This is a genomic window from Pseudomonas xionganensis (assembly GCF_009763245.1).
In the GTDB taxonomy this organism is placed as follows: domain Bacteria; phylum Pseudomonadota; class Gammaproteobacteria; order Pseudomonadales; family Pseudomonadaceae; genus Aquipseudomonas; species Aquipseudomonas xionganensis.
Genome location: NZ_WKJZ01000001.1, coordinates 2,266,728 through 2,292,077 on the forward strand (window position 1 = coordinate 2,266,728; position 25,350 = coordinate 2,292,077).

The 25,350-nt window shown below is 61.9% G+C and carries 22 protein-coding genes and 1 riboswitch; of the genes, 15 read left to right on the top strand and 7 right to left on the bottom strand.

The features are described from left to right. The first annotated feature begins 59 nt into the window (after positions 1 to 59). The 9 genes from sdhC to sucD all read left to right on the top strand — a co-directional run bounded on the left by sdhC (position 60) and on the right by sucD (position 11,436). The gene (sdhC, locus tag GJV18_RS10560; RefSeq protein WP_160345204.1) at positions 60 to 434 is read left to right on the top strand and encodes a succinate dehydrogenase, cytochrome b556 subunit; all 375 of its coding nucleotides are present in this window, start codon (positions 60 to 62) and stop codon (positions 432 to 434) included. After that, entirely contained in the window at positions 428 to 796 is a 369-nt protein-coding gene (gene sdhD / locus GJV18_RS10565; protein ID WP_160345206.1) for a succinate dehydrogenase, hydrophobic membrane anchor protein, read from the top strand. Before sdhC ends, sdhD begins: the two co-directional genes overlap by 7 nt. Positions 797 to 799: 3 nt before the next feature. After that, positions 800 to 2,572, top strand: coding sequence for a succinate dehydrogenase flavoprotein subunit (gene sdhA, locus GJV18_RS10570; protein ID WP_160345208.1), 1,773 nt, complete (start codon positions 800 to 802; stop codon positions 2,570 to 2,572). A gap of 11 nt (positions 2,573 to 2,583) precedes the next feature. Then, positions 2,584 to 3,291 (top strand): succinate dehydrogenase iron-sulfur subunit, encoded by a 708-nt coding sequence (locus tag GJV18_RS10575; protein WP_160345210.1) that lies wholly within the window; start codon positions 2,584 to 2,586, stop codon positions 3,289 to 3,291. 250 nt (positions 3,292 to 3,541) lie between these two features. Next, entirely contained in the window at positions 3,542 to 6,373 is a 2,832-nt protein-coding gene (locus tag GJV18_RS10580; RefSeq protein WP_160345212.1) for a 2-oxoglutarate dehydrogenase E1 component, read from the top strand. Between the two features lie 66 nt (positions 6,374 to 6,439). Continuing rightward, positions 6,440 to 7,663 carry a 2-oxoglutarate dehydrogenase complex dihydrolipoyllysine-residue succinyltransferase gene (gene odhB / locus GJV18_RS10585; protein WP_160345214.1) on the top strand — a complete coding sequence of 408 codons (1,224 nt, stop codon included), beginning with the start codon at positions 6,440 to 6,442 and terminating at the stop codon, positions 7,661 to 7,663. Between the two features lie 66 nt (positions 7,664 to 7,729). Further along, complete coding sequence (gene lpdA / locus GJV18_RS10590) at positions 7,730 to 9,166, top strand: dihydrolipoyl dehydrogenase (RefSeq protein WP_160345216.1); 1,437 nt, start codon at positions 7,730 to 7,732, stop codon at positions 9,164 to 9,166. Between the two features lie 216 nt (positions 9,167 to 9,382). Next, complete coding sequence (gene sucC / locus GJV18_RS10595) at positions 9,383 to 10,549, top strand: ADP-forming succinate--CoA ligase subunit beta (RefSeq protein WP_160345218.1); 1,167 nt, start codon at positions 9,383 to 9,385, stop codon at positions 10,547 to 10,549. After that, positions 10,549 to 11,436, top strand: coding sequence for a succinate--CoA ligase subunit alpha (sucD, locus tag GJV18_RS10600; protein ID WP_160345220.1), 888 nt, complete (start codon positions 10,549 to 10,551; stop codon positions 11,434 to 11,436). Before sucC ends, sucD begins: the two co-directional genes overlap by 1 nt. Positions 11,437 to 11,522: 86 nt before the next feature. Here the strand turns inward: sucD and queD are convergent, their stop codons facing one another. The 3 genes from queD to GJV18_RS10615 are packed head-to-tail and all read right to left on the bottom strand — an operon-like array spanning position 11,523 to position 14,998. Further along, positions 11,523 to 11,879, bottom strand: coding sequence for a 6-carboxytetrahydropterin synthase QueD (gene queD / locus GJV18_RS10605; RefSeq protein ID WP_160345221.1), 357 nt, complete (start codon positions 11,877 to 11,879; stop codon positions 11,523 to 11,525). A 58-nt stretch (positions 11,880 to 11,937) separates the two neighbouring features. Further along, complete coding sequence (locus GJV18_RS10610; protein WP_160345223.1) at positions 11,938 to 13,092, bottom strand: catalase family protein; 1,155 nt, start codon at positions 13,090 to 13,092, stop codon at positions 11,938 to 11,940. Between the two features lie 34 nt (positions 13,093 to 13,126). Then, positions 13,127 to 14,998, bottom strand: a complete 1,872-nt coding sequence (locus GJV18_RS10615) for a di-heme-cytochrome C peroxidase (RefSeq protein WP_160345225.1) — start codon at positions 14,996 to 14,998, stop codon at positions 13,127 to 13,129. Positions 14,999 to 15,143: 145 nt separating this feature from the next. On the opposite strand from GJV18_RS10615, the gene GJV18_RS10620 reads away from it, so the two are divergent. Further along, entirely contained in the window at positions 15,144 to 15,608 is a 465-nt protein-coding gene (locus tag GJV18_RS10620) for a DUF3429 domain-containing protein (protein WP_160345227.1), read from the top strand. Here the strand turns inward: GJV18_RS10620 and GJV18_RS10625 are convergent. Genes GJV18_RS10625 through GJV18_RS10640 form a run of 4 tightly spaced genes read right to left on the bottom strand, consistent with a single transcriptional unit; the run spans position 15,594 to position 19,003 of the window. Continuing rightward, the gene (locus tag GJV18_RS10625) at positions 15,594 to 16,127 is read right to left on the bottom strand and encodes an AAA family ATPase (RefSeq protein ID WP_160345229.1); all 534 of its coding nucleotides are present in this window, start codon (positions 16,125 to 16,127) and stop codon (positions 15,594 to 15,596) included. The genes GJV18_RS10620 and GJV18_RS10625 overlap by 15 nt on opposite strands. Further along, positions 16,127 to 16,690 (bottom strand): nicotinamide riboside transporter PnuC, encoded by a 564-nt coding sequence (pnuC, locus tag GJV18_RS10630; RefSeq protein WP_160345231.1) that lies wholly within the window; start codon positions 16,688 to 16,690, stop codon positions 16,127 to 16,129. Before pnuC ends, GJV18_RS10625 begins: the two co-directional genes overlap by 1 nt. Positions 16,691 to 16,746: 56 nt before the next feature. Further along, positions 16,747 to 17,361, bottom strand: a complete 615-nt coding sequence (locus tag GJV18_RS10635; RefSeq protein WP_160345233.1) for a hypothetical protein — start codon at positions 17,359 to 17,361, stop codon at positions 16,747 to 16,749. A 7-nt stretch (positions 17,362 to 17,368) separates the two neighbouring features. Beyond that, positions 17,369 to 19,003, bottom strand: a complete 1,635-nt coding sequence (locus GJV18_RS10640) for a methyl-accepting chemotaxis protein (RefSeq protein WP_160345235.1) — start codon at positions 19,001 to 19,003, stop codon at positions 17,369 to 17,371. Positions 19,004 to 19,316: 313 nt separating this feature from the next. On the opposite strand from GJV18_RS10640, the gene GJV18_RS10645 reads away from it, so the two are divergent. The 5 genes from GJV18_RS10645 (at position 19,317) to btuB (ending at position 25,332) form a co-directional block, all read left to right on the top strand. Further along, positions 19,317 to 20,147 (top strand): undecaprenyl-diphosphate phosphatase, encoded by an 831-nt coding sequence (locus tag GJV18_RS10645; RefSeq protein WP_160345237.1) that lies wholly within the window; start codon positions 19,317 to 19,319, stop codon positions 20,145 to 20,147. A gap of 92 nt (positions 20,148 to 20,239) precedes the next feature. After that, on the top strand, positions 20,240 to 21,130 hold the full coding sequence (locus tag GJV18_RS10650) for a hypothetical protein (RefSeq protein ID WP_160345239.1): 891 nt from the start codon (positions 20,240 to 20,242) through the stop codon (positions 21,128 to 21,130). 16 nt (positions 21,131 to 21,146) lie between these two features. Further along, complete coding sequence (locus GJV18_RS10655) at positions 21,147 to 21,809, top strand: class I SAM-dependent methyltransferase (protein ID WP_160345241.1); 663 nt, start codon at positions 21,147 to 21,149, stop codon at positions 21,807 to 21,809. A 68-nt stretch (positions 21,810 to 21,877) separates the two neighbouring features. Continuing rightward, positions 21,878 to 23,074 (top strand): cation:proton antiporter, encoded by a 1,197-nt coding sequence (locus tag GJV18_RS10660; protein WP_160345243.1) that lies wholly within the window; start codon positions 21,878 to 21,880, stop codon positions 23,072 to 23,074. Between the two features lie 41 nt (positions 23,075 to 23,115). Further along, positions 23,116 to 23,342, top strand: a riboswitch (cobalamin riboswitch). A gap of 118 nt (positions 23,343 to 23,460) precedes the next feature. Then, positions 23,461 to 25,332: a TonB-dependent vitamin B12 receptor gene (gene btuB / locus GJV18_RS10665; protein WP_160345245.1), complete on the top strand. Its 1,872-nt coding sequence runs from the start codon at positions 23,461 to 23,463 to the stop codon at positions 25,330 to 25,332. Positions 25,333 to 25,350 lie beyond the last annotated feature (18 nt).

Here is a 25,350-nt window from a genome sequence, read left to right on the forward strand (position 1 = left end):
GTGCACTTCCCGACAACTTTGCCCTGATAGTTAGGGGCTCTCAGTGTGATAAAAAAGCCGTGAATAGCCAAAGACCTGTAAACCTCGACCTTAGGACGATCAAACTCCCAGTCACCGCTTACACGTCCATTCTTCACCGTATCTCCGGTGTCATCCTCTTTGTCGGTATCGCCATTCTGCTGTATGGCCTCGACAAGTCGCTGGCGTCCGAAGAGGGCTTTGCCCAGGTGCAGGAATGTCTGACCAGCCCGCTGGCCAAATTCGTGATTTGGGGTCTGTTGTCCGCTCTGCTTTACCACCTGGTGGCCGGTGTACGCCACTTGATCATGGACATGGGCATTGGTGAGACGCTGGAAGGCGGCAAGCTGGGCTCGCAAATCGTTCTCGTCGTTTCGGCGATCGTGATCCTGCTGCTGGGGGTTTGGATATGGTAACCAACGTCACCAATTTTTCGCGTTCGGGTCTTTATGACTGGATGGCGCAGCGTGTATCTGCTGTCGTCCTCGCGGCTTATGTACTCTTTCTGCTGGGCTATGTCGTGTGCAACCCAGGTCTGGGTTATGCCGAATGGCATGCACTGTTCTCCAACAACGCCATGCGTATCTTCAGCCTGCTGACCCTGGTGGCGCTCAGCGTTCACGCCTGGGTAGGCATGTGGACCATTTCCACCGACTACCTGACGCCTATGGCGCTGGGTAAGTGGGCGACTGCAGTACGTTTTCTCTTCCAGGCCGCGTGTGGTTTAGCCATGTTCGCGTTTTTCGTCTGGGGCGTGCAGATTCTTTGGGGTAACTGATCCATGACAAGCATTCGCACTCTTTCTTATGACGCCATCATCGTGGGTGGCGGTGGCGCCGGCATGCGCGCCGCGCTGCAACTGGCTCAGGGCGGCCACAAGACCGCTGTAGTCACCAAGGTGTTCCCGACCCGCTCGCACACTGTATCCGCCCAGGGCGGCATCACCTGCGCCATCGCTTCGGCCGACCCGAACGATGATTGGCGCTGGCACATGTACGACACCGTCAAGGGCTCCGACTATATCGGTGACCAGGACGCCATCGAATACATGTGCTCCGTCGGCCCGGAGGCCGTGTTCGAGCTCGAACACATGGGCCTGCCGTTCTCCCGTACCGAGCAGGGTCGCATCTATCAGCGTCCGTTCGGTGGCCAGTCCAAGGGTCCGGATAACCCGACCCAGGCTGCCCGTACCTGCGCTGCGGCCGACCGTACCGGTCACGCCCTGCTGCACACCCTGTACCAGGCCAACCTGAAGGCCGGCACCTCGTTCCTCAACGAGTGGTACGCGGTCGATCTGGTGAAGAACCAGGACGGCGCTATCGTCGGTGTCATCGCCATCTGCATCGAGACCGGCGAAACCGTCTATATCCGTTCCAAGGCCGTGGTTCTGGCCACTGGCGGTGCCGGTCGTATCTACGCCTCCACCACCAATGCCCTGATCAACACTGGTGACGGCGTGGGCATGGCCCTGCGTGCAGGCGTACCGGTGCAGGACATCGAAATGTGGCAGTTCCATCCGACCGGCATCGCCGGCGCCGGTGTGCTGGTCACCGAAGGTTGCCGTGGTGAAGGTGGTTACCTGATCAACGCCCATGGCGAGCGTTTCATGGAGCGCTATGCGCCCAACGCCAAGGACCTGGCCGGCCGCGACGTGGTTGCCCGCTCCATGGTCAAGGAAGTAATCGCCGGTAACGGCTGTGGCCCGGACAAGGACCACGTACTGCTCAAGCTCGATCACCTCGGCGAAGACGTGCTGCACAGCCGTCTGCCAGGTATCTGCGAGCTTTCTAAGACCTTCGCCCATGTCGACCCGGTTGTTGCGCCGGTTCCGGTGATCCCGACCTGCCACTACATGATGGGCGGTGTGCCGACCAACATTCATGGCCAGGCCATCACCCAGGACGCCAACGGCAACGACAAGATCATCGAAGGGCTGTTCGCCGTGGGCGAAGTAGCCTGTGTGTCGGTACACGGCGCCAACCGTCTGGGCGGCAACTCGCTGCTTGACCTGGTGGTGTTCGGTCGCGCCGCTGGCCTGCACCTGGAAAAAGCGCTGAAAGAAGGCGTGGAAACCCGCGGTGCCAGCGAAACCGATATCGAGCAGTCGCTGGCGCGTCTGGCTGGTGTCAACCAGCGCAGCACTGGCGAAGATGTTGCACCGCTGCGTAAAGAACTGCAGCAGTGCATGCAGAACTACTTCGGTGTGTTCCGCACCGGGGAATACATGCAAAAAGGCATTACCCAACTGGCCGACCTGCGTGCACGCATCGCGAACGTCAAGATCGCGGACAAGAGCCAGGCATTCAACACTGCGCGTATCGAAGCATTGGAACTGCAAAATCTTCTCGAAGTGGCAGAAGCCACCGCGATCGCTGCCGAGGCTCGTAAAGAGTCCCGTGGTGCTCACGCCCGTGAAGACTTTGAAGAGCGTGACGACGAAAACTGGCTGTGCCACTCCCTGTACTTCCCGGGCGAGAAGCGCGTGGCCAAGCGTTCGGTCAACTTCGCGCCGAAGACAGTTCCAGCGTTTGAACCCAAGGTCCGGACTTATTAAGGGTGGCTGATATGTTGCAAGTCAGTGTTTATCGCTACAACCCGGAGAAAGATGCTGCTCCGTTTATGCAGGACTTCCAGGTCGACACCGGCGGCAAGGACATCATGGTTCTTGACGTACTGGCGCTGATCAAGGAACAGGACGAGGGTTTCTCCTATCGCCGCTCCTGCCGTGAAGGCGTGTGTGGCTCCGATGGCATGAACATCAACGGCAAGAATGGCCTGGCCTGTATCACCCCGCTGTCCGCAGCAGGGCTGAAAGGCGGCAAGCTGGTGATTCGTCCGCTGCCGGGCCTGCCAGTCATTCGTGACCTGGCCGTCGATATGAGCATCTTCTACAAGCAATACGAGAAGGTGCAGCCGTTCCTGCAGAACGATACGCCGGCTCCGGCCATCGAGCGTCTGCAGAGCCCGGAAGAGCGCGAGAAGCTGGATGGTCTGTACGAGTGCATCCTGTGCGCCTGCTGCTCCACCAGCTGCCCGTCCTTCTGGTGGAACCCGGACAAGTTCCTCGGTCCCGCCGCGTTGCTGCAGGCCTACCGTTTCCTGGCCGACAGCCGTGACACCAAGACCGGTGAGCGTCTGGCTGCCCTGGATGATCCGTTCAGCGTATTCCGCTGCCGCGGCATCATGAACTGCGTGAACGTGTGCCCCAAGGGTCTGAACCCGACCAAGGCCATCGGTCACGTACGCAACATGCTGCTGCAGAGCGGTACCTGAATTAAGCCGTTTGCTATACCTGTAACACCTGAGCGGCCGGGATGTCCGGCCGCCCAGTAAAGCTTGAAGCGCAGCTCACAAAGCCACGCTTCTTATTCGAAAAAATACGACGACCAGCAGGGGCATCCGGGCTGGTGCCCGGACTATCTGCGGGAGCCGAAGTGGCTTTATCCAAGTCGCTGCCTAAGCGCCTTGGTACAGTCATGCGGTTTTCACGCCGGTGGTGTCCCCTTACCGAGGGTGACCAAGCATGCAAGAAAGCGTGATGCAGCGCATGTGGGACAGTGCCCACCTATCCGGTGGTAACGCTGCCTACGTGGAAGAGCTCTATGAGCTCTACCTGCACGATCCCAACGCTGTGCCAGAAGAATGGCGCACTTACTTCCAGAAGTTGCCGACTGATGGCAGCGCTGCAACCGATGTCTCGCACTCGACCGTGCGCGATCATTTTGTGCTGCTCGCCAAGAATCAGCGTCGTGCCCAGCCGGTGTCCGCCGGCAGCGTCAGCAGTGAGCACGAAAAGAAGCAAGTCGAAGTCCTGCGCATGATCCAGGCCTTCCGCATGCGCGGCCATCAAGCTGCTCAGCTTGATCCGCTCGGCCTCTGGCAGCGTACGGTGCCCGCTGATCTGTCGATCAATCACTACAGCCTGACCGATGCTGACCTGGACACCACCTTCCGCACCGGTGGTCTGTTTATCGGCAAGGAAGAGGCTACTCTGCGCGAAATTCGCGATGCCTTGCAGCAGACATATTGCCGCACCATCGGCGCCGAGTTCACCCATATCGTCGATTCCGAACAGCGCAACTGGTTTGCCCAGCGCCTGGAAAGCGTGCGCGGTCGTCCGCAGTTTTCCGTCGAGGTGCAGTCGCACCTGCTGGAGCGCCTGACCGCTGCCGAAGGCCTGGAAAAGTACCTGGGCACCAAGTACCCGGGCACTAAGCGCTTTGGTCTTGAAGGCGGCGAGAGCCTGATCCCGCTGCTGGATGAAATCATCCAGCGCAGCGGCTCCTATGGCACCAAGGAAATCGTCATTGGCATGGCCCACCGCGGCCGCCTCAACGTACTGGTCAACACCTTCGGCAAGAACCCGCGCGACCTGTTCGACGAGTTCGAGGGCAAGAAGACCGAGGGCCTGTCCTCCGGTGACGTGAAGTATCACCAGGGCTTCTCCTCCAACGTCATGACCCCGGGTGGCGAAGTGCACCTGGCGCTGGCGTTCAACCCTTCGCACCTGGAAATCGTCTCCCCGGTGGTCGAGGGTTCGGTGCGTGCCCGCCAGGATCGCCGCAGTGACGTCAGCGGTGACAAGGTGCTGCCGATTTCCATCCACGGCGATGCGGCCTTTGCCGGTCAGGGCGTGGTCATGGAAACCTTCCAGATGTCGCAGACCCGCGGCTACAAGACCGGTGGCACCATCCACCTGGTGATCAACAACCAGGTCGGTTTCACCATCAGCAATCCCCAGGACTCGCGCTCCACCGAGTACTGCACCGATGTGGCGAAGATGATTCAGGCGCCCATCCTGCACGTCAACGGCGATGATCCGGAAGCCGTGCTGTTCGTCACTCAGCTGGCGGTGGACTACCGCATGCAGTTCAAGCGTGACGTGGTCATCGATCTGGTCTGCTACCGCCGCCGCGGCCACAACGAGGCCGACGAGCCGAGTGGTACCCAGCCGCTGATGTATCAGCAGATCAGCAAGCAGCGCACCACCCGCGAACTCTATGCCGATGCCCTGACCAGTGCCGTACGCCATTCGGTGGACGACGTGCAGGCCAAGATCGACGACTACCGCACCGCCCTGGATAACGGCCAGCATGTGGTCAAGAGCCTGGTCAAGGAGCCGAACAAGGAGCTGTTCGTCGACTGGCGCCCCTATCTGGGCCATGCCTGGACCGCGCGTCACGACACCCGCTTCGAGCTCAAGACGCTGCAGGAACTGTCCGCCAAGCTGCTGGAAATCCCGGAAGGCTTCGTGGTTCAGCGCCAGGTGGCGAAGATCCTCGAAGACCGTCAGAAGATGGCCGCAGGCGCCTTGCCGATCAACTGGGGCTACGCCGAAACCATGGCCTACGCCACCCTGTTGTTCGAAGGTCATCCGATCCGCATGACCGGCCAGGACATCGGCCGCGGCACTTTCTCGCACCGCCATGCGGTGTTGCATAACCAGAAGGATGCCAACGCCTATGTGCCGCTGAAGAACCTCTACGAAGGTCAGCCGAAGTTCGAGCTGTATGACTCCTTCCTCTCGGAAGAAGCCGTACTGGCCTTCGAATACGGCTATGCCACCACCACGCCGAATGCGCTGGTGATCTGGGAAGCACAGTTCGGTGACTTCGCCAACGGTGCCCAGGTGGTGTTCGACCAGTTCATCTCCAGTGGTGAGCACAAGTGGGGCCGTCTGTGCGGTCTGACCATGCTGCTGCCACACGGTTATGAAGGACAGGGCCCGGAGCACAGCTCGGCGCGTCTGGAGCGTTACCTGCAACTGTGCGCCGAGCACAATATGCAGGTCTGTGTGCCGACCACGCCGGCGCAGATCTACCACTTGCTGCGCCGCCAGGTGATCCGTCCGCTGCGCAAGCCCTTGGTCGTATTGACGCCCAAGTCGCTGCTGCGCCACAAACTGGCCATCTCGACCCTGGAAGACCTGGCCGAAGGCTCCTTCCAGACCGTGATCGGCGAAACCGATGCGCTGGATGCGAAGAAGGTCGAGCGCGTGGTGCTGTGCAGCGGCAAGGTCTACTACGACCTGCTGGAGAAGCGCCGTGCCGAAGGCCGTGAGGACATCGCCATCGTGCGTATCGAGCAGCTCTACCCCTTCCCGGAAGAGGATCTGGCCGAGGCCCTGGCCCCGTACAAGAGCCTCAAGCACATCGTCTGGTGTCAGGAAGAGCCGATGAACCAGGGGGCCTGGTATTGCAGCCAGCACCATATGCGCCGTGTTGCTTCCGCGCACAAGAAGACCCTGTTCCTCGAGTACGCCGGCCGTGAAGGCTCGGCTGCGCCCGCCTGTGGTTACGCCTCGATGCACGCCGAGCAGCAGGAAAAACTGCTGCAAGACGCCTTTACTGTTTAACGCCATCGCCCGGGAGGTGGCAGGTGCCACCTCCGGACTGAAACCGAATTTAAGGAAACACACACAATGGCTATCGAGATCAAAGCCCCTACCTTCCCGGAATCGGTTGCCGATGGCACCGTGGCCACCTGGCACAAGCAGCCGGGCGATGCGGTCAAGCGCGACGAGCTGATCGTCGACATCGAGACTGACAAAGTGGTGATTGAAGTGCTGGCTGAAGCCGATGGCGTGCTGGCGCAGATCATCAAGAATGAAGGCGACACCGTGCTGTCCAACGAAGTGCTGGGCATGCTAGGTGAGGGCGGTGCTGCCGCCGCTGCGCCGGCTGCTGCCGCGGCGCCCGTGGCTGCCCAGGCCGCTGCGCCGGCTGCCGCTGCAGGCGACGACGCCATCCTGTCGCCGGCTGCGCGCAAGATCGCCGAAGAAAACGGCATCGACCCGGGCAGCATTGCCGGCACCGGCAAGGGCGGTCGGGTAACCAAGGAAGACGTGGTCGCCGCTGTCGAAGCGAAGAAGAACGCCCCGGCTGCTCCGGCCGCCAAGCCCGCCCCTGCTCCGGCTGCTGCCCCGGTCTTCGCCAGTGGCGATCGCGTCGAGAAGCGCGTGCCGATGACCCGTCTGCGTGCCAAGGTTGCCGAGCGTCTGGTTGAAGCCCAGTCCACCATGGCCCAGCTGACCACCTTCAACGAAGTGGACATGACCGAAGTCATGGCCCTGCGTTCGAAGTACAAGGACCTGTTCGAGAAGACCCACAATGGCGTGCGCCTGGGCTTTATGTCCTTCTTCGTCAAGGCCGCTGTCGAGGCGCTCAAGCGCCTGCCGGCGGTCAATGCCTCCATCGACGGCAATGACATCGTCTACCACGGCTACCAGGATATCGGCGTGGCCGTGTCCAGCGACCGTGGCCTGGTGGTGCCGGTGCTGCGTAACGCCGAGCTGATGAGCCTGGCCGAGATCGAAAACGGTATCGCCACCTTCGGCAAGAAGGCCAAAGAGGGCAAGCTGTCGATCGACGAAATGACTGGCGGTACCTTCACCATCACCAACGGTGGCACCTTCGGTTCGATGATGTCGACGCCGATCGTCAACCCGCCGCAAGCGGCCATCCTGGGGATGCACAACATCATCCAGCGTCCGATGGCAGTAAACGGTCAGGTGGTGATTCGTCCGATGATGTACCTGGCGCTGTCTTACGACCACCGCCTGATCGATGGTAAGGAAGCCGTGACCTTCCTGGTGACCATCAAGAACTTGCTGGAAGACCCGGCGCGTCTGCTGCTGGATATCTAAAAGCCAGTTTCTCCCACGGCGGCCCTGTAACCAGGGCCGTCCGGTTTATTCGAGAAGGAATACGTTATGACCCAGAAATTTGACGTGGTAGTCATCGGTGCCGGCCCTGGTGGCTATGTAGCGGCCATCAAAGCAGCGCAGCTCGGTCTGAAGACCGCCTGCATCGAGAAATACCAGGACAAGGAAGGCAAGGTTGCCCTCGGCGGTACCTGCCTGAACGTCGGCTGCATTCCGTCCAAGGCGCTGCTGGACAGCTCCTGGAAGTACCACGAAGCCAAAGAAGGCTTTGCCATCCACGGTATCGAGGCCAAGGGCGTGAGCATCGACGTGCCGGCCATGGTGGCGCGCAAGAACAGCATCATCAAGAACCTCACCGGTGGCGTTGCCGGCCTGTTCAAGGCCAACGGCGTGACCCTGCTGGAAGGCCACGGCAAGCTGTTGGCCAATAAGCAGGTCGAAGTCACCGACAAGGACGGCAAGGCCCAGGTCATCGAGGCAGGCCATGTGATCCTGGCTTCCGGCTCGCGTCCGGTGGACATTCCGCCGGCCCCGGTTGATCAGGATGTGATCGTCGACTCCACCGGCGCCCTGGAATTCCAGAGCGTACCGAAGAAGCTGGGCGTTATCGGCGCCGGCGTGATCGGCCTGGAGCTGGGTTCGGTATGGGCCCGCCTGGGTGCCGAAGTGACCGTGATCGAAGCCCTGGACAAGTTCCTCCCGGCTGCCGATGAGCAGGTCGCCAAGGAAGCCCTGAAGACCTTCACCAAGCAGGGCCTGAAAATCCGTCTGGGTGCCCGTGTGACCGGTTCGGAAGTGAAGAAGAAGCAGGTGACCGTCAACTTCACCGACGCCGAAGGCGAGCAGCAGCTGACCTTCGACAAGCTGATCGTGGCTGTGGGCCGTCGCCCGGTGACCACCGATCTGCTGGCCGCCGACAGCGGTGTGGACATGGACGAGCGCGGCTTTATCTTCGTCAATGACCAGTGCGAGACCAGCGTGCCGGGCGTATACGCCATCGGTGACGTGGTGCGCGGCGCCATGCTGGCGCACAAGGCGTCGGAAGAGGGCATCATGGTGGCCGAGCGTATCGCCGGTCACAAGGCACAGATGAACTACGACCTGATCCCGTCGGTCATCTATACCCACCCGGAAATCGCCTGGGTCGGCAAGACCGAGCAGCAGCTCAAGGCCGAAGGCGTTGCCGTTAACGTCGGTACCTTCCCCTTCGCTGCCAGCGGCCGCGCCATGGCCGCCAACGACACCGGTGGTCTGGTCAAGGTGATTGCCGATGCCAATACCGACCGCGTACTGGGTGTGCACGTGATTGGCCCAAGCGCGGCCGAGCTGGTCCAGCAGGGCGCCATCGGCATGGAGTTCGGCACCAGTGCCGAAGACCTGGGGATGATGGTGTTCTCGCACCCGACCCTGTCCGAAGCCCTGCACGAAGCGGCCCTGGCGGTGAATGGTCATGCCATCCACATTGCCAATCGCAAGAAGCGCTAAGCCCCACAAGTAGTTGTGTGTTTGAGCCTGATTCTGGCTGGCGTTGTGTACCAGCCGGGTCTGGCTCAGGCAGAAAGAACCACGGCAGATTGCCCGCGTCCGGTTTCGACCGGCCGCGGAAGGTCAGTCGGACTGCTGGAAAAGCAGTCACAGGTGGTGCGGCATCACAAGTGCAGCACCGTATGCGCAATACCTAAACGAAGACGGTAGACAAGCATGAATCTCCACGAGTATCAGGGTAAGCAGCTGTTCGCTGAATACGGCCTGCCCGTATCCAAGGGTTTCGCCGTAGACACCCCGGAAGAAGCCGCAGAAGCCTGCGATAAAATCGGCGGCACCGAGTGGGTCGTCAAGGCTCAGGTCCACGCTGGCGGCCGCGGTAAAGCGGGCGGCGTAAAGTTGGTCAAGAGCAAGGAAGACGCCAAAGCCTTCGCCGCCAACTGGCTGGGCAAGCGTCTGGTGACCTACCAGACTGACGCCAATGGTCAGCCGGTCAGCAAAATCCTGGTTGAATCCTGCACCGACATCGCCAAGGAACTGTACCTGGGCGCGGTAGTCGACCGTTCCAGCCGCCGTATCGTGTTCATGGCCTCCACCGAAGGTGGCGTGGACATCGAGAAGGTTGCTCACGACACCCCTGAGAAGATCCTCAAGGCCACCGTTGACCCGCTGGTCGGCGCGCAGCCGTTCCAGGGCCGCGAGCTGGCGTTCCAGTTGGGTCTGGAAGGCAAGCAGGTTGCTCAGTTCGCCAAGATCTTCGTCGGTCTGGCCAAGCTGTTCCAGGACCATGACCTGGCCCTGCTGGAAGTCAACCCGCTGGTGATCAAGGCCGACGGCGACCTGCACTGCCTGGACGCCAAGATCAACATCGACGCCAATGCCATGTACCGTCAGCCCAAGCTGAAGACCTTCCACGATCCGTCCCAGGACGATCCGCGTGAAGCCCACGCCGCCAAGTTCGAACTGAACTACGTGGCCCTGGAAGGCAACATCGGCTGCATGGTCAACGGTGCCGGTCTGGCCATGGGTACCATGGACATCGTCAACCTGCACGGCGGCAAGCCGGCCAACTTCCTCGACGTCGGTGGCGGCGCGACCAAAGAGCGCGTGACCGAAGCCTTCAAGATCATCCTCTCCGACAGCAACGTGGCTGCGGTACTGGTGAACATCTTCGGCGGCATCGTGCGTTGCGACATGATTGCCGAAGGCATCATCGGCGCGGTGAAAGAAGTCGGCGTGAAGATCCCGGTGGTTGTACGCCTGGAAGGCAACAACGCTGAACTGGGTGCCAAAGTACTGGCAGAAAGCGGTTTGAACATCATCGCGGCTACCAGCCTGACCGACGCTGCTCAGCAAGTCGTCAAAGCTGCGGAGGGCAAATAATGAGCGTCCTGATCAATAAAGACACCAAGGTTATCTGCCAGGGCTTCACCGGCTCCCAGGGCACCTTTCACAGCGAGCAGGCGATTGCCTACGGTACCCAGATGGTCGGCGGCGTGACCCCGGGCAAGGGCGGCACCACTCACCTGGGCCTGCCGGTGTTCAACACCGTCAAGGAAGCCGTGGAAGCCACCGGCGCTGATGCTTCGGTGATCTACGTTCCGGCTCCGTTCTGCAAGGACTCGATCCTGGAAGCGGCCTTCGGCGGCATCAAACTGATCGTCTGCATCACTGAAGGCATTCCGACCCTGGATATGCTGGAAGCCAAGGTCAAGTGTGACGAGCTGGGCGTACGCCTGATCGGCCCGAACTGCCCGGGCGTGATCACTCCCGGCGAGTGCAAGATCGGCATCATGCCCGGTCACATCCACCTGCCAGGCAAGGTCGGTATCGTGTCGCGTTCCGGCACCCTGACCTATGAAGCCGTGAAGCAGACCACTGACGCCGGCTTCGGCCAGTCCACCTGCGTCGGTATCGGCGGTGACCCGATCCCGGGCTCCAACTTCATCGATATCCTCAAGCTGTTCCAGGAAGACCCGAAGACCGAGGCGATCGTGATGATCGGCGAGATCGGCGGTTCGGCCGAGGAAGAAGCGGCTGCCTACATCAAGGCCAACGTGACCAAGCCGGTCGTGTCCTACATCGCCGGTGTGACTGCCCCTGCTGGCAAGCGCATGGGCCATGCTGGCGCCATCATCTCCGGTGGCAAGGGTACTGCGGACGAGAAGTTCGCCGCCCTGCAGGACGCTGGTGTGAAAACCGTGCGCTCCCTGGCTGACATCGGCAAGGCCCTGGCCGAGCTGACTGGCTGGGAAATCAAGAACGCCTAAACCGCGTTGTTGAAAAGCAAAAGGCCACCTTCGGGTGGCCTTTTGCTTTTTTGTCTGCCTACTTTCTTGGGAGCGGGGCTAGCGAGTCAGTCGCCGCGGTATTCGCAACCGCTGGTGCAGGTTTCGTGAATGCGTACCCGCGACAGCTCCGGCAACAGGGGCTTGAGTTCCTGCCAGATCCACTTGGCCAGCACTTCGCTGGTGGGGTTTTCCAGGCCGGGAATATCGTTCAGGTAGTTGTGATCCAGGCGCTCGTAAAGCGGCTTGAATATCGCCTTGATCTCGGAGAAGTCGCGAATCCAGCCGGTATAGGGGTCGACCTCACCCTCGATGTAGATCGCCACCCGGAACGAATGACCATGCAGGCGCCCGCACTTGTGGCCGGCGGGGACATGAGGCAGGCGATGGGCAGCCTCGAAGATGAATTCTTTGAACAGTTCCACGGAGTTTCTCGCTGATGCGGCTGAGCTGGTGGCGAATATTACCAGTTCAGCCGCTGCATTACTGCGTGGCGCCTGCGGCGCCAGCCTGGTTGCGTTCCAGACGGTAGGCACTGACCGCCTCATAGACCGCCTTGCGCAGGCGGTTGATGCCGCCGATCGGCCGATGCTCGGGCAGGGCGTGCCAGGGGTTGAATGACAGGTTGTCGCAGAACAGATTCTGTTCGCGGCTATCGAAGTCCTGGGCCGGTACCACTATGTTGGCCACGCTGCGAAAGGGCGAGATGGCCTCGCTCCACTGCACGCTGGGATCCTCGATGGGCATGTAGTGAGCTGGATCCTGCAGCTGCACCTGCAGGGTGAAGCAGGCCGGCATGCGGTCCAGGGACAGCTGCTGGTACAGGGCACCGCGCAGGAAGTTGGGCAGGTCCTGATTCTGCTCGGGCAACTGGTAGGGCGGGCAGGCCTCGGGGGCGGGGATCACCCGGTACTTGCTGGCATTGGGGCCGAGGCGGAACGGTGCGATGGAGTTGTAAGTGTTGGCCACCGGGCTTTCCGGGGCGGGCGCCAGGGTCTTGAGGGCGATAAACAGGTGGCGGATTTCCCAGCTCATGGGGTTGATGTTGGGGAAGAAGGCCAGGGCCTTCTTGCCATCGGCCTGGGCGGCGAAATTGCTGCGATATTCGGCCACATCGCGGACGAAGAACTGGCTGTTGTTGAACATCACAAAGTCCTGCTCGCGCGCATGCTGTGGGCTGCTGGTGAGCTTTTCCCCTGGCACATTGAGCAGTTTGATGGCCATGCCGCGGGCATCGCGGGCGCGGTCGAACTGTGGGTAGGCGTTGCCGTTGGACAGACGCATCCAGGCTTGCCAGGTCTTGCCCGGCTCGGCGAATACGCCATGACGCAGTTCGGCATCCAGCTCGGGCAGCACCGAGACCTGCGCCTTGACGCAGCCATGGGCCTTGGCGTGGGCGTCGCGCAGCACCCGGGTGTTGTCGCGGTGCTGTTCGACAATGCGAATGGCATCTTCAATGATGGCCTGGGTCAGGGCTGCTTCACCGGGCGGCACCTGTTCTTCCGTGGACACCGGGCCGGAAAACTTCCAGCCGTAGTAGGCTTCGCCCAGGGCCCAGCCACCCAGGCCGATGGCCGCCAGCAGCAACAGGAGTTTGCCGACTAGGCGGCCGAGCCAGAGCCAGAATCGTGTGAGCATGGCGTGCATTCCTTATCGTTATTGTTGTGCGCAATCATTCGGGGCACTTGGGGCCAGGCGTCCAGGGTTGGGCGGGCACTGGCTGCAGCTGCTGCTCCAGGGCCGGGTTGCCCAGCACCTTGAGGTATTCGATCAGCGCCCAGCGCTCCTCCGGCTCCAGGGCGCGGCCGATCACGCCGTTCTGGCGGCAGCCGGCGCGGAACTCATGGCCACGATTGCTGTTGCCGGTGATGCGGGTATCGAAGAGGAAACCGCCAGGAAACTTGTCGCTGACATAACCCACCTGCTTGGGGTCGTACTCGAAGTTGCCGACCCAGAACTGGCTCTGCCGCTCATACACCGGCGACAGCAGCTGGAACAGATTGGGCACCGAGCCGTTATGCAGGAAGGGCGGGGTGGCCCAGATACCGTCCAGGGGGCGGGCCTTGTAGCCGCGCTTTTCCTGCACGCCGATGGGCAGGCCGTAGCCGTCCATGCGCCAGCGCTCGCGGGGCGAGATGCCAGCATCTTCGTAGGCGCGGTTTTCCACATAGGCAGTGACATAAGCCAGGGCCTTGGCGCTGGAAATGTTGCTCAGGTCAACGTCTTCCAGGCTGGCGCCGAACAGGCGCACGTCCAGGCGGCCCAGCTCCTCCTTGGTCCAGCCCAGTTTGCGGATGTCGTAACTGTGGTCGGCGATATTGTTGGCGGTGGTGGGGTCGGTGCCGACTATTGAGGTGGGCACCACGCGCATGCGCCATTCCGGGTCGCGGGCCAGGGCGAAGCGATCCTCCGGCTTTTTCGGATCTGGGGCATGGCAGTAAGCGCAGTTTTCTGCAAACAGGGCGCGACCCTGGCTGGCCAGGGGCACGTCGATCTTGCCGAAGATGGCTTCCGGCCAGGCGGGTGGCGTCAGTTGCTTGAGGGTTTCCTCCAGAGTGTAGAGGTCATGCAGGCGCACACCGGAGGCATAGCGTTCGGCTTCCGCGACCGGCGTGCCGTCGTCGTTCAATAGTTTGAGCGGTGCGCCCACGCCCAGGGCCTCGCCGACATTGCGCGCCATGGGCTGCATGGCCGAGCCGTTCCACTGCACCCAGTCGAACTTCCAGATATCCCAGACATGGGGGTAGCTGACCGGGGCGTTGGCCACCCGGTAGTTGCTGGGGTCGATGGCATCGCCGAACACGGTATTGGCGATACGACCGAAGGCATCGGTTCGGCCGAAGCCTTCCTCGGTGGGGTAGAGGCCGCGATGCCAGTCGTTGTAGGCGGTGCCGAGCAGGCGATCGAGCACCTGCTTGAATTCTTCGCGCAGCGGGTCGTAGCCCTGGTCATAGTTATCGCCCAGCACTTGCTTGGCAAAGCGGCGGAATTTCAGCGGGTTGTAGTAGGTAAAGGCCATGCTCATGCCCAGAGCCTGACCAAAACTGCCGCCACGCAGGGTGGGTACGGTGGAGGCCAGGGAGTGCAGGGCAGGGCCGCCGTCGATGCGCACGGCCTGGCCCTTGTAGCGTAGCTCGCCGGTATGACAGGCGGCGCAGCTGATATCCAGGTAGTTCTGGCCTTGCTCATCGCTGTGGCGGGCAAAGCCTACTGGCAGATTGCCGGGGTTGAGTGCGCTGGGCTGCTGCTTGGGGTCGACCAGAAAACCGAAGCGGGCCAGGTATTCCGGGGTCGCGAACCTGTCCTTGCTGAGCGGCAGTTCCAGGGCGGTAAACCACTCATAGCGCAGGCCTTTTACCTGGGTGCCCTGGGGGGTGTAGTAGTAGGTCTGGCGCTGCGCTTCACTCCATTGCGGCAGATAGTGCAGTTGCTGCGGTGGCGCATAGTCAGGCAAGTTGGGGCGGGCCACGAAATAGAGGCCGACAGCTGCCAGCAATAGCGCAATGATCAGCAGGCCTTTGAGGGTGCGGCGTAGCAAGCGCATCGGGAACTTCCTTGTAAGACTCTTGTCGGCCGATTCTAGCCCAGCCCCATTCCCGTGTGGCAAACGATTGTATGGCGCAATGCTATGCTCGCTCGGCAGGGTCTGGGCTGGCTGACCGGCGTTTATTTCATGACAGGAGTATGTGATGCATCCGTTTTCTGCGAGCCAACCGCCGTTGTTGGTCATAGCGCTGGGCTATCTCGGCCTGCTGCCCTTTATCGGTGGTGCGCTGAGTATCTGGGTGTTGCCCCTGGGCTGGCGCAGTTTTGTGCTGGGGGCTCTGCTGGATTATGCCGCAGTGATTCTGGCCTTTATGGGGGCGATTCACTGGGGGCTGGCCATGCGCGCAGAGGAATCGGAGGACGCCCCCCTGCAGTTGGGGCTGTCGGTGATCCCGCCCTTGCTTGGCTGGCTGGCCATCGCCAGTGGCATGCCTTTGCTGGCGGCGCTGCCGTTGATGCTGGTTGGGTTTGTCGGCTTGTATCTGGCCGACGTGCATGCGGTGCGCCTGGGGTTGGCACCACAGTGGTATCCGGCACTGCGCATGCCACTGACGGCCATTGTCAGCCTGTGTCTGCTGGTGGCCTGGTCCAGCCTATTTCTGAGTTGATGCCAGCCAGCGTTTGAGTGTTGCAACGGTGCGCTCGCGGCGAGCATCCCAGTCGCCTGCAATGGGCTGCCAGGCCTGGCGATGCTGCTGCAGCCAGCGTTGGCAGCGGCGATGGAAGTCCTGGCGCTGGGTTAGCTGTGGCTGGCAGCGCTGGCCGTCGTCGACCCAGGGCACATCCTGAGGATCAAGCAGCAGATGCAGATCATATTGACGCTTGAGCAGCTCGCCGTGCAGCCAGTCTGGGCAGTCGCCGAACAGGGTCTGGCTCCAGAGGATATTGCTCAGCAGGTGGGTATCGAGGATCAGCAATTCGGGGCTGGCGGCCCGGGCGGCGTCTTCCCAGGCCAGTTGGCCGCGGGCGATGGCCGGGATGTCGGCATAGCAGGTGTCGCGCTGCTCGACTTCGATAAAGTGACGGACATACTCACCCACCACCAGGCCACCGAACTCGTTCTGGATTTCGGCGGCCAGCCAGCTCTTGCCGCTGGATTCCGGGCCAGTCAGCACCAGTACTTTCATCAGCTTGCCAGGGCGCGGTCACGGCGCCAGGTCAGCCAGCCACTGCAGGCCAGCAGGGTGAACAGGCCGTAGAGTGCGGCTGTCAGGTACAGCTGGTAATGCAGGAACAGGGCGACATAGAGCAGATCCAGGACAATCCATAGCGGCCAGCATTCGAGCTTTTTCCGCGCCATCCACACTTGGGCCACCAGGCTGAATGCACTGAGGGTAGCGTCCTGCCAGGGCGCGGTGGCATCGGTATGGGTGGCCATCAAATAGCCCAGCAGCAGCGCTCCGGCTGTGCCACTGGCCAGGCCCAGCAGCAGGCCGCGGCTATCCAGGCGACTGACGCTGACGCCATGCTGTGTGTCGCCGCCACGGGTCCATTGCCACCAGCCATAGAGTTGCAGGCTGGCATAGACCCCTTGCAGCAGCATGTTTGAATAGAGTTTGCCGTCGAAGAAAATCCAGCCGTATATCAGCACCATGAGCAGCCCGATGGGCCAGCACCAGATGTTCTGTTTGACGGTCAGCCAGACGGCCAGGACGCCCAGGGCGCAGGCCAGCAGTTCGATGGGGGACATGGTTTGGGCTGTATGCAAAAAGGGGCGCAGAGTGTAGCCGATAACGCGCCCCGATCTCAGCAGCTCAGGCTGTCTGCCTGACGATAGAGCGCCAGCAGCTTGCGGGTGATGGTCTGCTGGATATCGTCGCGCTCGAAGGTGGACAGGCGGGTGAGGCGATTGACCTGCAGGCGATGCAGGTGGATATAGGGCATCTGCTGATTGAACTCGCGCAGGTCGCCTTTCATCATGATCGGCAGAAAAATGTCCCCGGCCTTCTTCTGGTTGCTGATGATCTGTGCCAGTGCCGGCTTGAAGGCCATGGTCTTGGGCGCCGGCCCACCTTCCTTGAACATGGTGGTCATCAGCAGGCCAGGCTTGCCCAGCACCACGCCGGGCAGTACACACAGCCCTGTCTTGCGTACGGCAGCGCTGTCAATGCCGTGCAGGGTGTCGTGGAAGGCGTAGGGGTTGGGCAGCACCACCATCTTGCGCCCCTGGTCGCTGGGGAAGTGCAGGTCGTAGTTGGTGTAGAGCTGCTGCACCGACTCGGAGAACACGCACAGGCGGTTCTCGAACAGCTTGATAAAGCGCTCGGCCAGTTCGCGTCGGGCGATATTGTCCAGATCCCAGATCAGATCCTGGTTCTGCGGGCGGCTGAGATCAACTTCCTGATGTTCCATGCTGCTCATTCAAGCCTCATACGCGAAACTGCCCTAGCAGCCTGTTGAGTTGTTCGGCCAACTGCCCGAGGTGGTGGCCGGCCTGGCTGGATTGCTCCGCGGCCAGGGCGTTATTGTGGGCCAAACCGGCCACTTCGGTCACATTCTGGTTGATATCTTCGACCACATGGGACTGTTGCAGCGTAGCGCTGGCAATCGATGCATTCAATCCCGTCAGGTTACGCAGGCCGTTGGTGATCTGCTGCAGACTCTCGCCGGCCTGTCTGGCCTGCTCGATGGTGCGCTGCGAGGCCTGGCTGCTGGCGTCTATGACCTTGACCGCGGCTTCGGAGTTGGTCTGCAGGCGTTCGATCATGCCCTGGATTTCCGCCGTGGACTGCTGGGTGCGCTGGGCGAGCAGGCGTACTTCATCGGCCACCACGGCAAAGCCGCGGCCCTGTTCGCCGGCCCGGGCCGCCTCGATGGCGGCGTTCAGGGCCAGCAGGTTGGTCTGCTCGGCAATCGAGCGAATCACCTCCAGTACGCTGCCGATCTGGGTGCTCTCCTGGGCCAGGGTCTGGATCACCTCGACGGCGTCGTGGATGGTGGCCGACAGCTGATCGATCTGTTGCAGGCTGGCTTCGATATTCTCCTGCCCCTGCTGGGCTTGCTCCTCTGCAGTATGCACCTCGCTGGAGGCGTGTTCGGCGTTCTTGGCCACATCCTGTACGCCGTAGGTCACTTGATTGACCGCTGTGGCCACCAGTTCCATCTGCTGTGACTGCTGCTGGCTGTGTTGCTGGGCGTCGCTGGCCAGCTGGCCGAGATCATGGGCGGCCTGTTCCAGGGTCTTGGCCGATTCCAGGGAGCGGCGGATCACTTCGCGCAGCTTGTCGGTAAAGGCATTGAAATGCCGGGAGAGGGTCGTCAGCTCGTCGCGGCCATGGGTGTCCAAATTGCGGGTCAGGTCACCATCGCCGCTGGCGATATTGGCCATGGCATTGACCGCCTGCTGCAGCGGCTGGGTGATGCTGCGCAGGATAATGGCCAGCAGGCCTGCCACCAGTGCGGCAATGGCCAGGCCTACCAGGGAGGCGTTAAGCGCCAGAGCGCGAAACTCGGCCTGCACATCATCGACATAAACGCCGGAGCCGATGATCCAGCCCCAGGGCTGGAACAGCTCCACGTAGGAAATCTTCGGCACCGGGTCGGTGGAGCCCGGCTTGGGCCAGCGATAGTCGACCTGGCCGGCGCCCTGGCGCTTGCTGATCTGCACCATTTCATCGAACAGGGCCTTGCCGTCCGGGTCCTTGAAGCCGGAGAGATTCTGCCCTTCCAGCTTGGGGTTGGTGGGGTGCATGACCATCACCGGGGTCTGGTCGTTGATCCAGAAATACTCCTGGCCGGCGTAACGCAAGCTTCTTATGGTTTCCATGGCCTGCTTCTGAGCCTGTTCACGGCTCAGTTCGCCTGCGCTTTCCAGGCCATGGTAGTGCTTGAGAATACCGCTGGCGCTCTGTACCACGTGCTGGGTTTTCTCGGCCTTGGCGGCATACAGATTCTCGTGCAGCTGTTGCAGCAGCAGGACGCCCTGGATCCCCAGCATGACAATGGCGACGATCAGGATCAGCCAGAGGCGTAGGCTTATAGGCAGGTTGCGTAAGCTGTTCATGATGCGGCTCTCTCGGTATGGGGCGCTGGGGCGCCTCTTATAAACCAGTGGCTGTGCGTTATAGGTTAGACCTTAGGCCAGAGGGTGGGAAAAACCTGCTGTACAATCCCGGGCCACGGTCTCTTTGTCTGACCCTGTGACAGGCTGTTTAGCCCTCGGCAATGCCGCAGGCCCGGTACTGGGAAGGGCCTCTGCCGGGCTTATTCAGGTTGTCGGCCGTTGAACCAATACCTGCAATATCAGTCTGTTACTCTCGTTCTCTGTGTTTAACTCGGTCGTTCTAGCGCCAAAGGTGGCGCTTTAGGGAGTCTTGATGGATCTGTGGTTGGCCCTGCAGGCCTTTATTCTGGGGGTAGTGGAGGGGGTAACCGAATTTCTGCCGATCTCCAGTACCGGGCACCAAATCATTGTGGCCGACCTGATCAATTTCGACGGTCAGCGGGCCATGGCCTTCAATATCATCATCCAGCTCGGCGCCATTCTGGCGGTGGTCTGGGAGTACCGGAGCAAGATTCTCGATGTGGTGTTGCACCTGCCCCGGGAGCGCCAGGCCCAGCGTTTTACCGGCAATCTGCTGATTGCCTTCCTGCCTGCGGTGGTGCTGGGTGTGGCCTTTGCCGATCTGATCCACCAGTACCTGTTCAATCCGGTGACCGTGGCCATGGCCCTGGTGATCGGCGGCGTGCTGATGCTCTGGGCCGAGCGGCGCCAGCATAAGGTGCACGCCGAAAGTGTCGATGACATGACCTGGAAGGACGCCCTGAAGATCGGCTGCGCCCAGTGCCTGGCCATGATTCCCGGCACGTCCCGTTCAGGCGCGACCATTATTGGCGGTCTGGTGTTCGGCCTGTCGCGCAAGGCGGCCACCGAGTTTTCCTTCTTTCTCGCCATGCCCACCATGGTGGGGGCAGCGGTCTATTCCGGCTACAAGTACCGCGAACTGTTCCAGGCCAGTGATGTGGCCGTGTTTGCTATCGGTTTTGTCACCGCCTTTGTCTTCGCCATGCTCACCGTGCGCGCCTTGCTCAAGTTTATCGGCAGCCATAGCTATGCGCTGTTTGCCTGGTATCGCATCGGTTTTGGCCTGTTGATTCTGACGACCTGGCAGTTTCACTGGATCGGCTGGAGCGACATGCAGTTCTAAGGAGGCAGCGTAGCGCTCTGCGACGAGGATTTTCGGCAGGATTGCCTGGTATGGCCTAGCGTTGTAGGTGCCATGCTCACAGGGACTTGACCGTGTACGCGCCCCTTCGATCCTTCTTGCTGACGCTGCTCGCTTGCCTCTATCTGGCGGTGCCGCTGCAGGCGCAGTCACAGCCACTGGTGTGGGGCATCGTGCCCTTGCCCGGCGCATTCAATGTGCGCGAGGGCGAGCTGGTTGATGGGGTGCTGTTTGAGGCCATGCAGTTGCTTGAGGCGCAGCTGACGGATGTGCAGATGGCCTATGAGATCCTGCCCATGACCCGGGTCGAACAGCGCATGCAGGCGCTCGATCCGATGTGCAGCAGTGGTCAGTTGCAGACGGGCGAGCGTGATCGCCTCGGTTACTTCGTACCCCATGTGGTTTCCACGCCGATGCATGTCCTGGTACGCCGGCAGACCCTCGATCAGTTGCTGATCGAAAATGGCCAGGTCAGCCTCGACTGGCTGTTGGCCAACCCTTATCTGCGGGGAGCCCTGGCCAAGACCCGGGTCTATCCGGCGGATATTCGTGCACGCCTGCATGAGGCCCAGAGCAGAGGCCTGTTACCGCCAATGGGCGGCAGTCTGGCCGGGGAAAACCTGTTGCTGATGGTCAGTCATCGGCGTCTGGACTACATCTTCGAGTACCCGGTGATCTATACCGAAGTGCAGCGTCACTTCAGCCTCAGCGAGCCCCTGGTCAGCGTGCCCTTGAAGGAAAGCGCAGCCCTGGTGCCCTTGGGTATCTACTGCCCGCGCACGGCCTGGGGCGCTGCCATGGCCCGGCGTATCGATCAGGCCGTGCGACAGGTGGCGGCCACGCCGCAGCCACTGCTGAACATCTATCAGCGCTGGTTGCCGGCGGAAGTCTTCGAGCACTACCGCCCGCAGTTGCTGGCCTACTTGCAGCAGCGGGCCGCGCAAGCGCCGCTGCGCCTTGACTGAGAGGAAACTGGAACAGATGACCAACCGCACTCTGAATCTGGACGATCGTCTCTATCAGTACCTGCTGGAGGTCTCGTTGCGTGAGTCGCCGCTGCAGCAGCAATTGCGGGAGGAAACCGCACAGCTGAGCAATGCCCACTGGCAAATCGCCCCCGAACAGGGCCAGTTCATGGCGCTGCTGGTGAAGTTGCTGGGCGCCCGACGGATTCTTGAGGTCGGCACCTTTACCGGTTACAGCGCCCTGTGCATGGCCCAGGCCATGGGCGAGCAGGGGCGATTGCTCTGCTGTGATCTGGCCGGTGCCTATAACGCCATTGCCGAGCGTTACTGGCAGCAGGCCGGTGTGCGCGAGCGTATCGAACTGCATCTGGGGCCGGCGCTGCAGAGCCTGGACAGCCTGATCAGCCAGGGGCAGGGGGCCTCGTTCGATCTGATTTTCATCGATGCAGACAAGGGCAACTACCTGCTCTATCTGGAACGGGCCCTGGTGCTGCTGCGCCCCGGCGGTCTGCTGTTGTTCGACAACACCCTGTGGAGTGGGCGGGTGCTGCAAGAGCAGCCGGACAGTCTCGATACGCAAGCCATTCAGGCATTGAACCGCTCGCTCAGGGATGATCCCCGTGTCGATCTCTCGCTCTTGCCCCTGGGCGATGGCCTGACCCTCTGCCGCAAGCTGTGAGTCGCGGTCTGTCGAGCGCCAGCCGACTGCCGGACGTGCGCCCACTCACCCAGCACTGATGGATGCCGATGTATCAGGATCTTGCCGTTCTTGCCGCCTTTCTGATCGTTTACAGCGTGTTTGCGGCGCGCCTGGAGTCGCGGTTGTTCAGCGGGCCGCTGATTTTTATGCTGGCGGGGCTGCTCATGGGACCGGCCGTGTTCGGGGTGCTGCAACCGCAGGTCAATCATGCCGGCTTGCGCCTGCTGGCGGAACTGACCCTGGCGCTGGTGCTGTTCAGCGATGCTGCCAATGCCAATCTGCGGGTGCTCAAGGCCCACGAAGGCCTGCCCCTGCGTCTGCTCTTGATCGGCCTGCCACTCACCCTGGGCGCCGGCTGGTTACTGGGGCTGTGGTTCTTCCCCCAGGTGCCTGTGCTGGAACTGGCGCTGCTGGCGACGATTCTGGCGCCGACTGACGCGGCCCTGGGCAAAAGTGTGGTCAGCAATCCCGCCGTTCCCGCTCCGGTGCGTGAAGGTCTGAATGTCGAGAGTGGCTTGAACGATGGCATCTGCGTTCCGGTATTGCTGGCATTGCTGACGCTGCTGCTGGATGTCCACAGCGAAGCGCCGGCACTGCTACTTGTGGAGTTCCTCCTGGTCGAACTGGGCATCGGCTCTGTGGTCGGGCTGGTGCTGGCGTTTCTGGTCTGGCAGCTGCACCGGCTGGCCACTGAGCGCCACTGGCAGACGCCGATCTGGTCACAATTGACCCTGCCGGGCCTGGCGGTGCTGTGTTTCGCCGCGGCCCAGGCTCTGGGCGGCAGTGGCTTTATTGCCGCCTTTGTAGGCGGGTTGCTGGCCGGCTACCTGTTCGGCCGCAGCAAGCACCATCTGCTGCAGGCGGGCGAGGAATTTTCCAGCCTGCTCTCCGTGCTGACCTGGGTGTTGTTCGGCGCCCTGATCGTGCCCATGGCCTGGGCGCTGGCCACGCCTGAGGTATGGCTCTATGCGCTTATGAGCCTGACCCTGATCCGTATCCTGCCGGTGTGGATCAGTTTGTTGGGCACGCGCATGGGGTTGGAAACCCGCCTGTTTATCGCCTGGTTCGGGCCGCGCGGGCTGGCCAGTGTGGTGTTCGCCATCATGTTGATGGATGTGCCACTCCAGGCCGAGAACACCCTTATCCCCACTGCCATCTGCACGGTGCTGCTCAGTGTGTTGCTGCACGGCCTGAGTGCGGTGCCCTGGTCACAGCGTCTTGGCCGCCGGCATTTGCCGCAGTAAAGGGCTCGTCGGCATTTGACGCCTGTAGCACAAGTCTCTACCCTGCGCGCCTTGCAACAGGTGCCCCCTATGCTCGGCATACGAGGGGTGAAACAGGGAAGTCGGTGCGCGGTGCCTTTATCGCCCGCAATGCCGACGCTGCCCCCGCAACGGTAGACGAGTCAAAGCAACGCGTTCAGCCACTGTGCTCCGGCATGGGAAGGTGCGTTGCCCGGTGCCCCAGGCGCCGCTCGTAAGCCCGGAGACCGGCCTATTGCAGTCCACGGTACGCGGAGGGCGTTGCTGGGCGTGTGATCTGGCCGTTGTGCCGGGCCGTGCGCTGTCTGCTCTTCGCGTGCTTTATCCAGCCAATAGCGTCCGGGCGGGACGCTGGAGCCTATCGCGCGATGAGCAAGTCCCTGTTGCAACCGACAGCCCTGGTGCTGTGCGGTCTTTCCACTATTGTCCTGGGCCAGAGTGCCGATCCCTATGCCCTGCAACCGTTGCTGATCACCGCGGCGCGGGTGGCCCAGCCCATGGAGCGGAGCCTGGCGGCGGTGACGGTCTTTGACCGTGCGCAGATCGAGCAGAGCCAGGCCACCTCGCTACCCGAATTGCTGCAGAAGGTGCCGGGCGTCTCCCTGGCCAATAACGGCGGGCCGGGCAAATCCACCTCGGTGTTTATCCGTGGTAGCAATTCCAACCATGTGCTGGTGCTGGTCGACGGCATCAAGGTTGGCTCGGTGACCAGCGGCAGCGCGGCCTTTCAGGACCTGCCCATCGAATTGATCGAGCGTATCGAGGTGGTACGCGGGCCCCGTTCCAGCCTGTATGGCTCTGAAGCCATCGGTGGGGTGATCCAGATTTTCACCCGCAAGGGCCAGGGGCAGGGCGCCAAGCCCTATTTCAGTGTCGGCGCCGGCAGCCATGACAGCTACAGCGGCAGTGCCGGGGTCAGCGGCGGCAATGGGCCGGGTTGGTACAGCCTGGGTGTCAGCAGCAGCGATAGCGATGGCATCAACGTCAAACCCCGGGAGGCCAGCGGCTACGAGCCAGACCGCGATGGCTATCGCAACCTGTCGGCCAGCCTGCGCGGCGGTTATCGCTTTGCCAGTGGACTGGAGCTGGACGCCAATTTGCTGCAGGCCAAATCCCATAATGACTACGACTCGGTCAACCGCACCGGCACGGCTGGTTTCGGCGCCAACGCCGATAACCTGTCCAAGGTGCTGGGCCTGGGGGCGCGTTTCGCGCCGCTGGAGCCCTGGCAGGTTCACCTGCAGGCTGGGCGCAGCGAGGACAAGTCCGATGCCTTCCAGGACGACGCCTTCTATTCGCGCTTCGACAGCCGTCGCGACAGCTTCAGCTGGCAGAACGAGCTAAGCCTGGCCGCAGGCCATCAGCTGATTATCGGTGCCGACTATCAGCACGATGAAGTCAGTGGCAGCACCGCCTATGCCGAGGATTCCCGCGACAATCGGGGCTACTTCGCCCAGTACCTGGGCAGTGCCGGCCGGCATGACTGGCAACTGGCCCTGCGCCGTGACGATGACCAGCAGTTCGGGCGCCAGCACACCGGCAGCCTGGCCTATGGCTTTGCCTGGAGCGAGGCCCTGCGCTCGACCCTGAGCTACGGCACGGCCTTCAAGGCGCCCACGTTTAACCAGCTGTATTACCCCGGTTTTGGTAACCCGGACCTGCAGGCCGAAACCAGCAAGAGCCTGGAACTGGGCCTCGCGGGCCGGCATGCCTGGGGCCACTGGGCGCTGAATGCCTACCGCACCCAGATCGACAACCTGATCGCCACCGTGCGTGTAAATGGCCAGAGCCAGGCCCAGGGCGTGGATACGGCGCGCATTCGTGGTGTCGAGCTGATGTTGGGCAGTGAGCTACTGGGTTGGGACTGGCAGGCCAACTACAGCCTGATGAGCGCTGAGAACCGCTCCAGACGCTTGGCGGCCGATGGCCAGTCTTTCTACGGCCGCGAACTCAATCGCCGCCCCGGGCAGCAGCTGAATCTGGATATCGACCGGCGCTTTGCCGACCTTAGCCTGGGCGCCAGCCTGCATGTGCAGGAGTCCACCTATGACGACCTGGCCAACCAGGTGGAGCTGGATGGCTTTGTCACCCTGGACCTGCGCGCCGAGTACCGCCTGAGCCCGCAATGGCGCCTGCAAAGTCGGGCCAGCAATCTGCTGGATGCCCAGTACCAGACGGCCGCTGGCTTCAACCAGCCGGGGCGCGGGCTGCACTTCAGCCTGCGTTACCAAGCGCTTTAATTCACTGAAAAGGAAGCT

Bases quoted from the DNA above. Each gene is read 5' to 3' on its own strand.
- GJV18_RS10625 (WP_160345229.1), bottom strand. From the start codon at position 16,127: ATGAAAGTACTGGTGCTGACTGGCCCGGAATCCAGCGGCAAGAGCTGG.
- GJV18_RS10575 (WP_160345210.1), top strand. From the start codon at position 2,584: ATGTTGCAAGTCAGTGTTTATCGCTACAACCCGGAGAAAGATGCTGCT.
- sucD (WP_160345220.1), top strand. From the start codon at position 10,549: ATGAGCGTCCTGATCAATAAAGACACCAAGGTTATCTGCCAGGGCTTC.
- sucC (WP_160345218.1), top strand. From the start codon at position 9,383: ATGAATCTCCACGAGTATCAGGGTAAGCAGCTGTTCGCTGAATACGGC.
- GJV18_RS10660 (WP_160345243.1), top strand. From the start codon at position 21,878: ATGTATCAGGATCTTGCCGTTCTTGCCGCCTTTCTGATCGTTTACAGC.
- GJV18_RS10635 (WP_160345233.1), bottom strand. From the start codon at position 17,361: ATGAGCAGCATGGAACATCAGGAAGTTGATCTCAGCCGCCCGCAGAAC.
- GJV18_RS10615 (WP_160345225.1), bottom strand. From the start codon at position 14,998: ATGCGCTTGCTACGCCGCACCCTCAAAGGCCTGCTGATCATTGCGCTA.
- GJV18_RS10640 (WP_160345235.1), bottom strand. From the start codon at position 19,003: ATGAACAGCTTACGCAACCTGCCTATAAGCCTACGCCTCTGGCTGATC.
- sdhA (WP_160345208.1), top strand. From the start codon at position 800: ATGACAAGCATTCGCACTCTTTCTTATGACGCCATCATCGTGGGTGGC.
- GJV18_RS10645 (WP_160345237.1), top strand. From the start codon at position 19,317: ATGGATCTGTGGTTGGCCCTGCAGGCCTTTATTCTGGGGGTAGTGGAG.
- GJV18_RS10580 (WP_160345212.1), top strand. From the start codon at position 3,542: ATGCAAGAAAGCGTGATGCAGCGCATGTGGGACAGTGCCCACCTATCC.
- pnuC (WP_160345231.1), bottom strand. From the start codon at position 16,690: ATGTCCCCCATCGAACTGCTGGCCTGCGCCCTGGGCGTCCTGGCCGTC.
- odhB (WP_160345214.1), top strand. From the start codon at position 6,440: ATGGCTATCGAGATCAAAGCCCCTACCTTCCCGGAATCGGTTGCCGAT.
- GJV18_RS10620 (WP_160345227.1), top strand. From the start codon at position 15,144: ATGCATCCGTTTTCTGCGAGCCAACCGCCGTTGTTGGTCATAGCGCTG.
- btuB (WP_160345245.1), top strand. From the start codon at position 23,461: ATGAGCAAGTCCCTGTTGCAACCGACAGCCCTGGTGCTGTGCGGTCTT.
- lpdA (WP_160345216.1), top strand. From the start codon at position 7,730: ATGACCCAGAAATTTGACGTGGTAGTCATCGGTGCCGGCCCTGGTGGC.
- GJV18_RS10610 (WP_160345223.1), bottom strand. From the start codon at position 13,092: ATGCTCACACGATTCTGGCTCTGGCTCGGCCGCCTAGTCGGCAAACTC.
- sdhD (WP_160345206.1), top strand. From the start codon at position 428: ATGGTAACCAACGTCACCAATTTTTCGCGTTCGGGTCTTTATGACTGG.
- GJV18_RS10655 (WP_160345241.1), top strand. From the start codon at position 21,147: ATGACCAACCGCACTCTGAATCTGGACGATCGTCTCTATCAGTACCTG.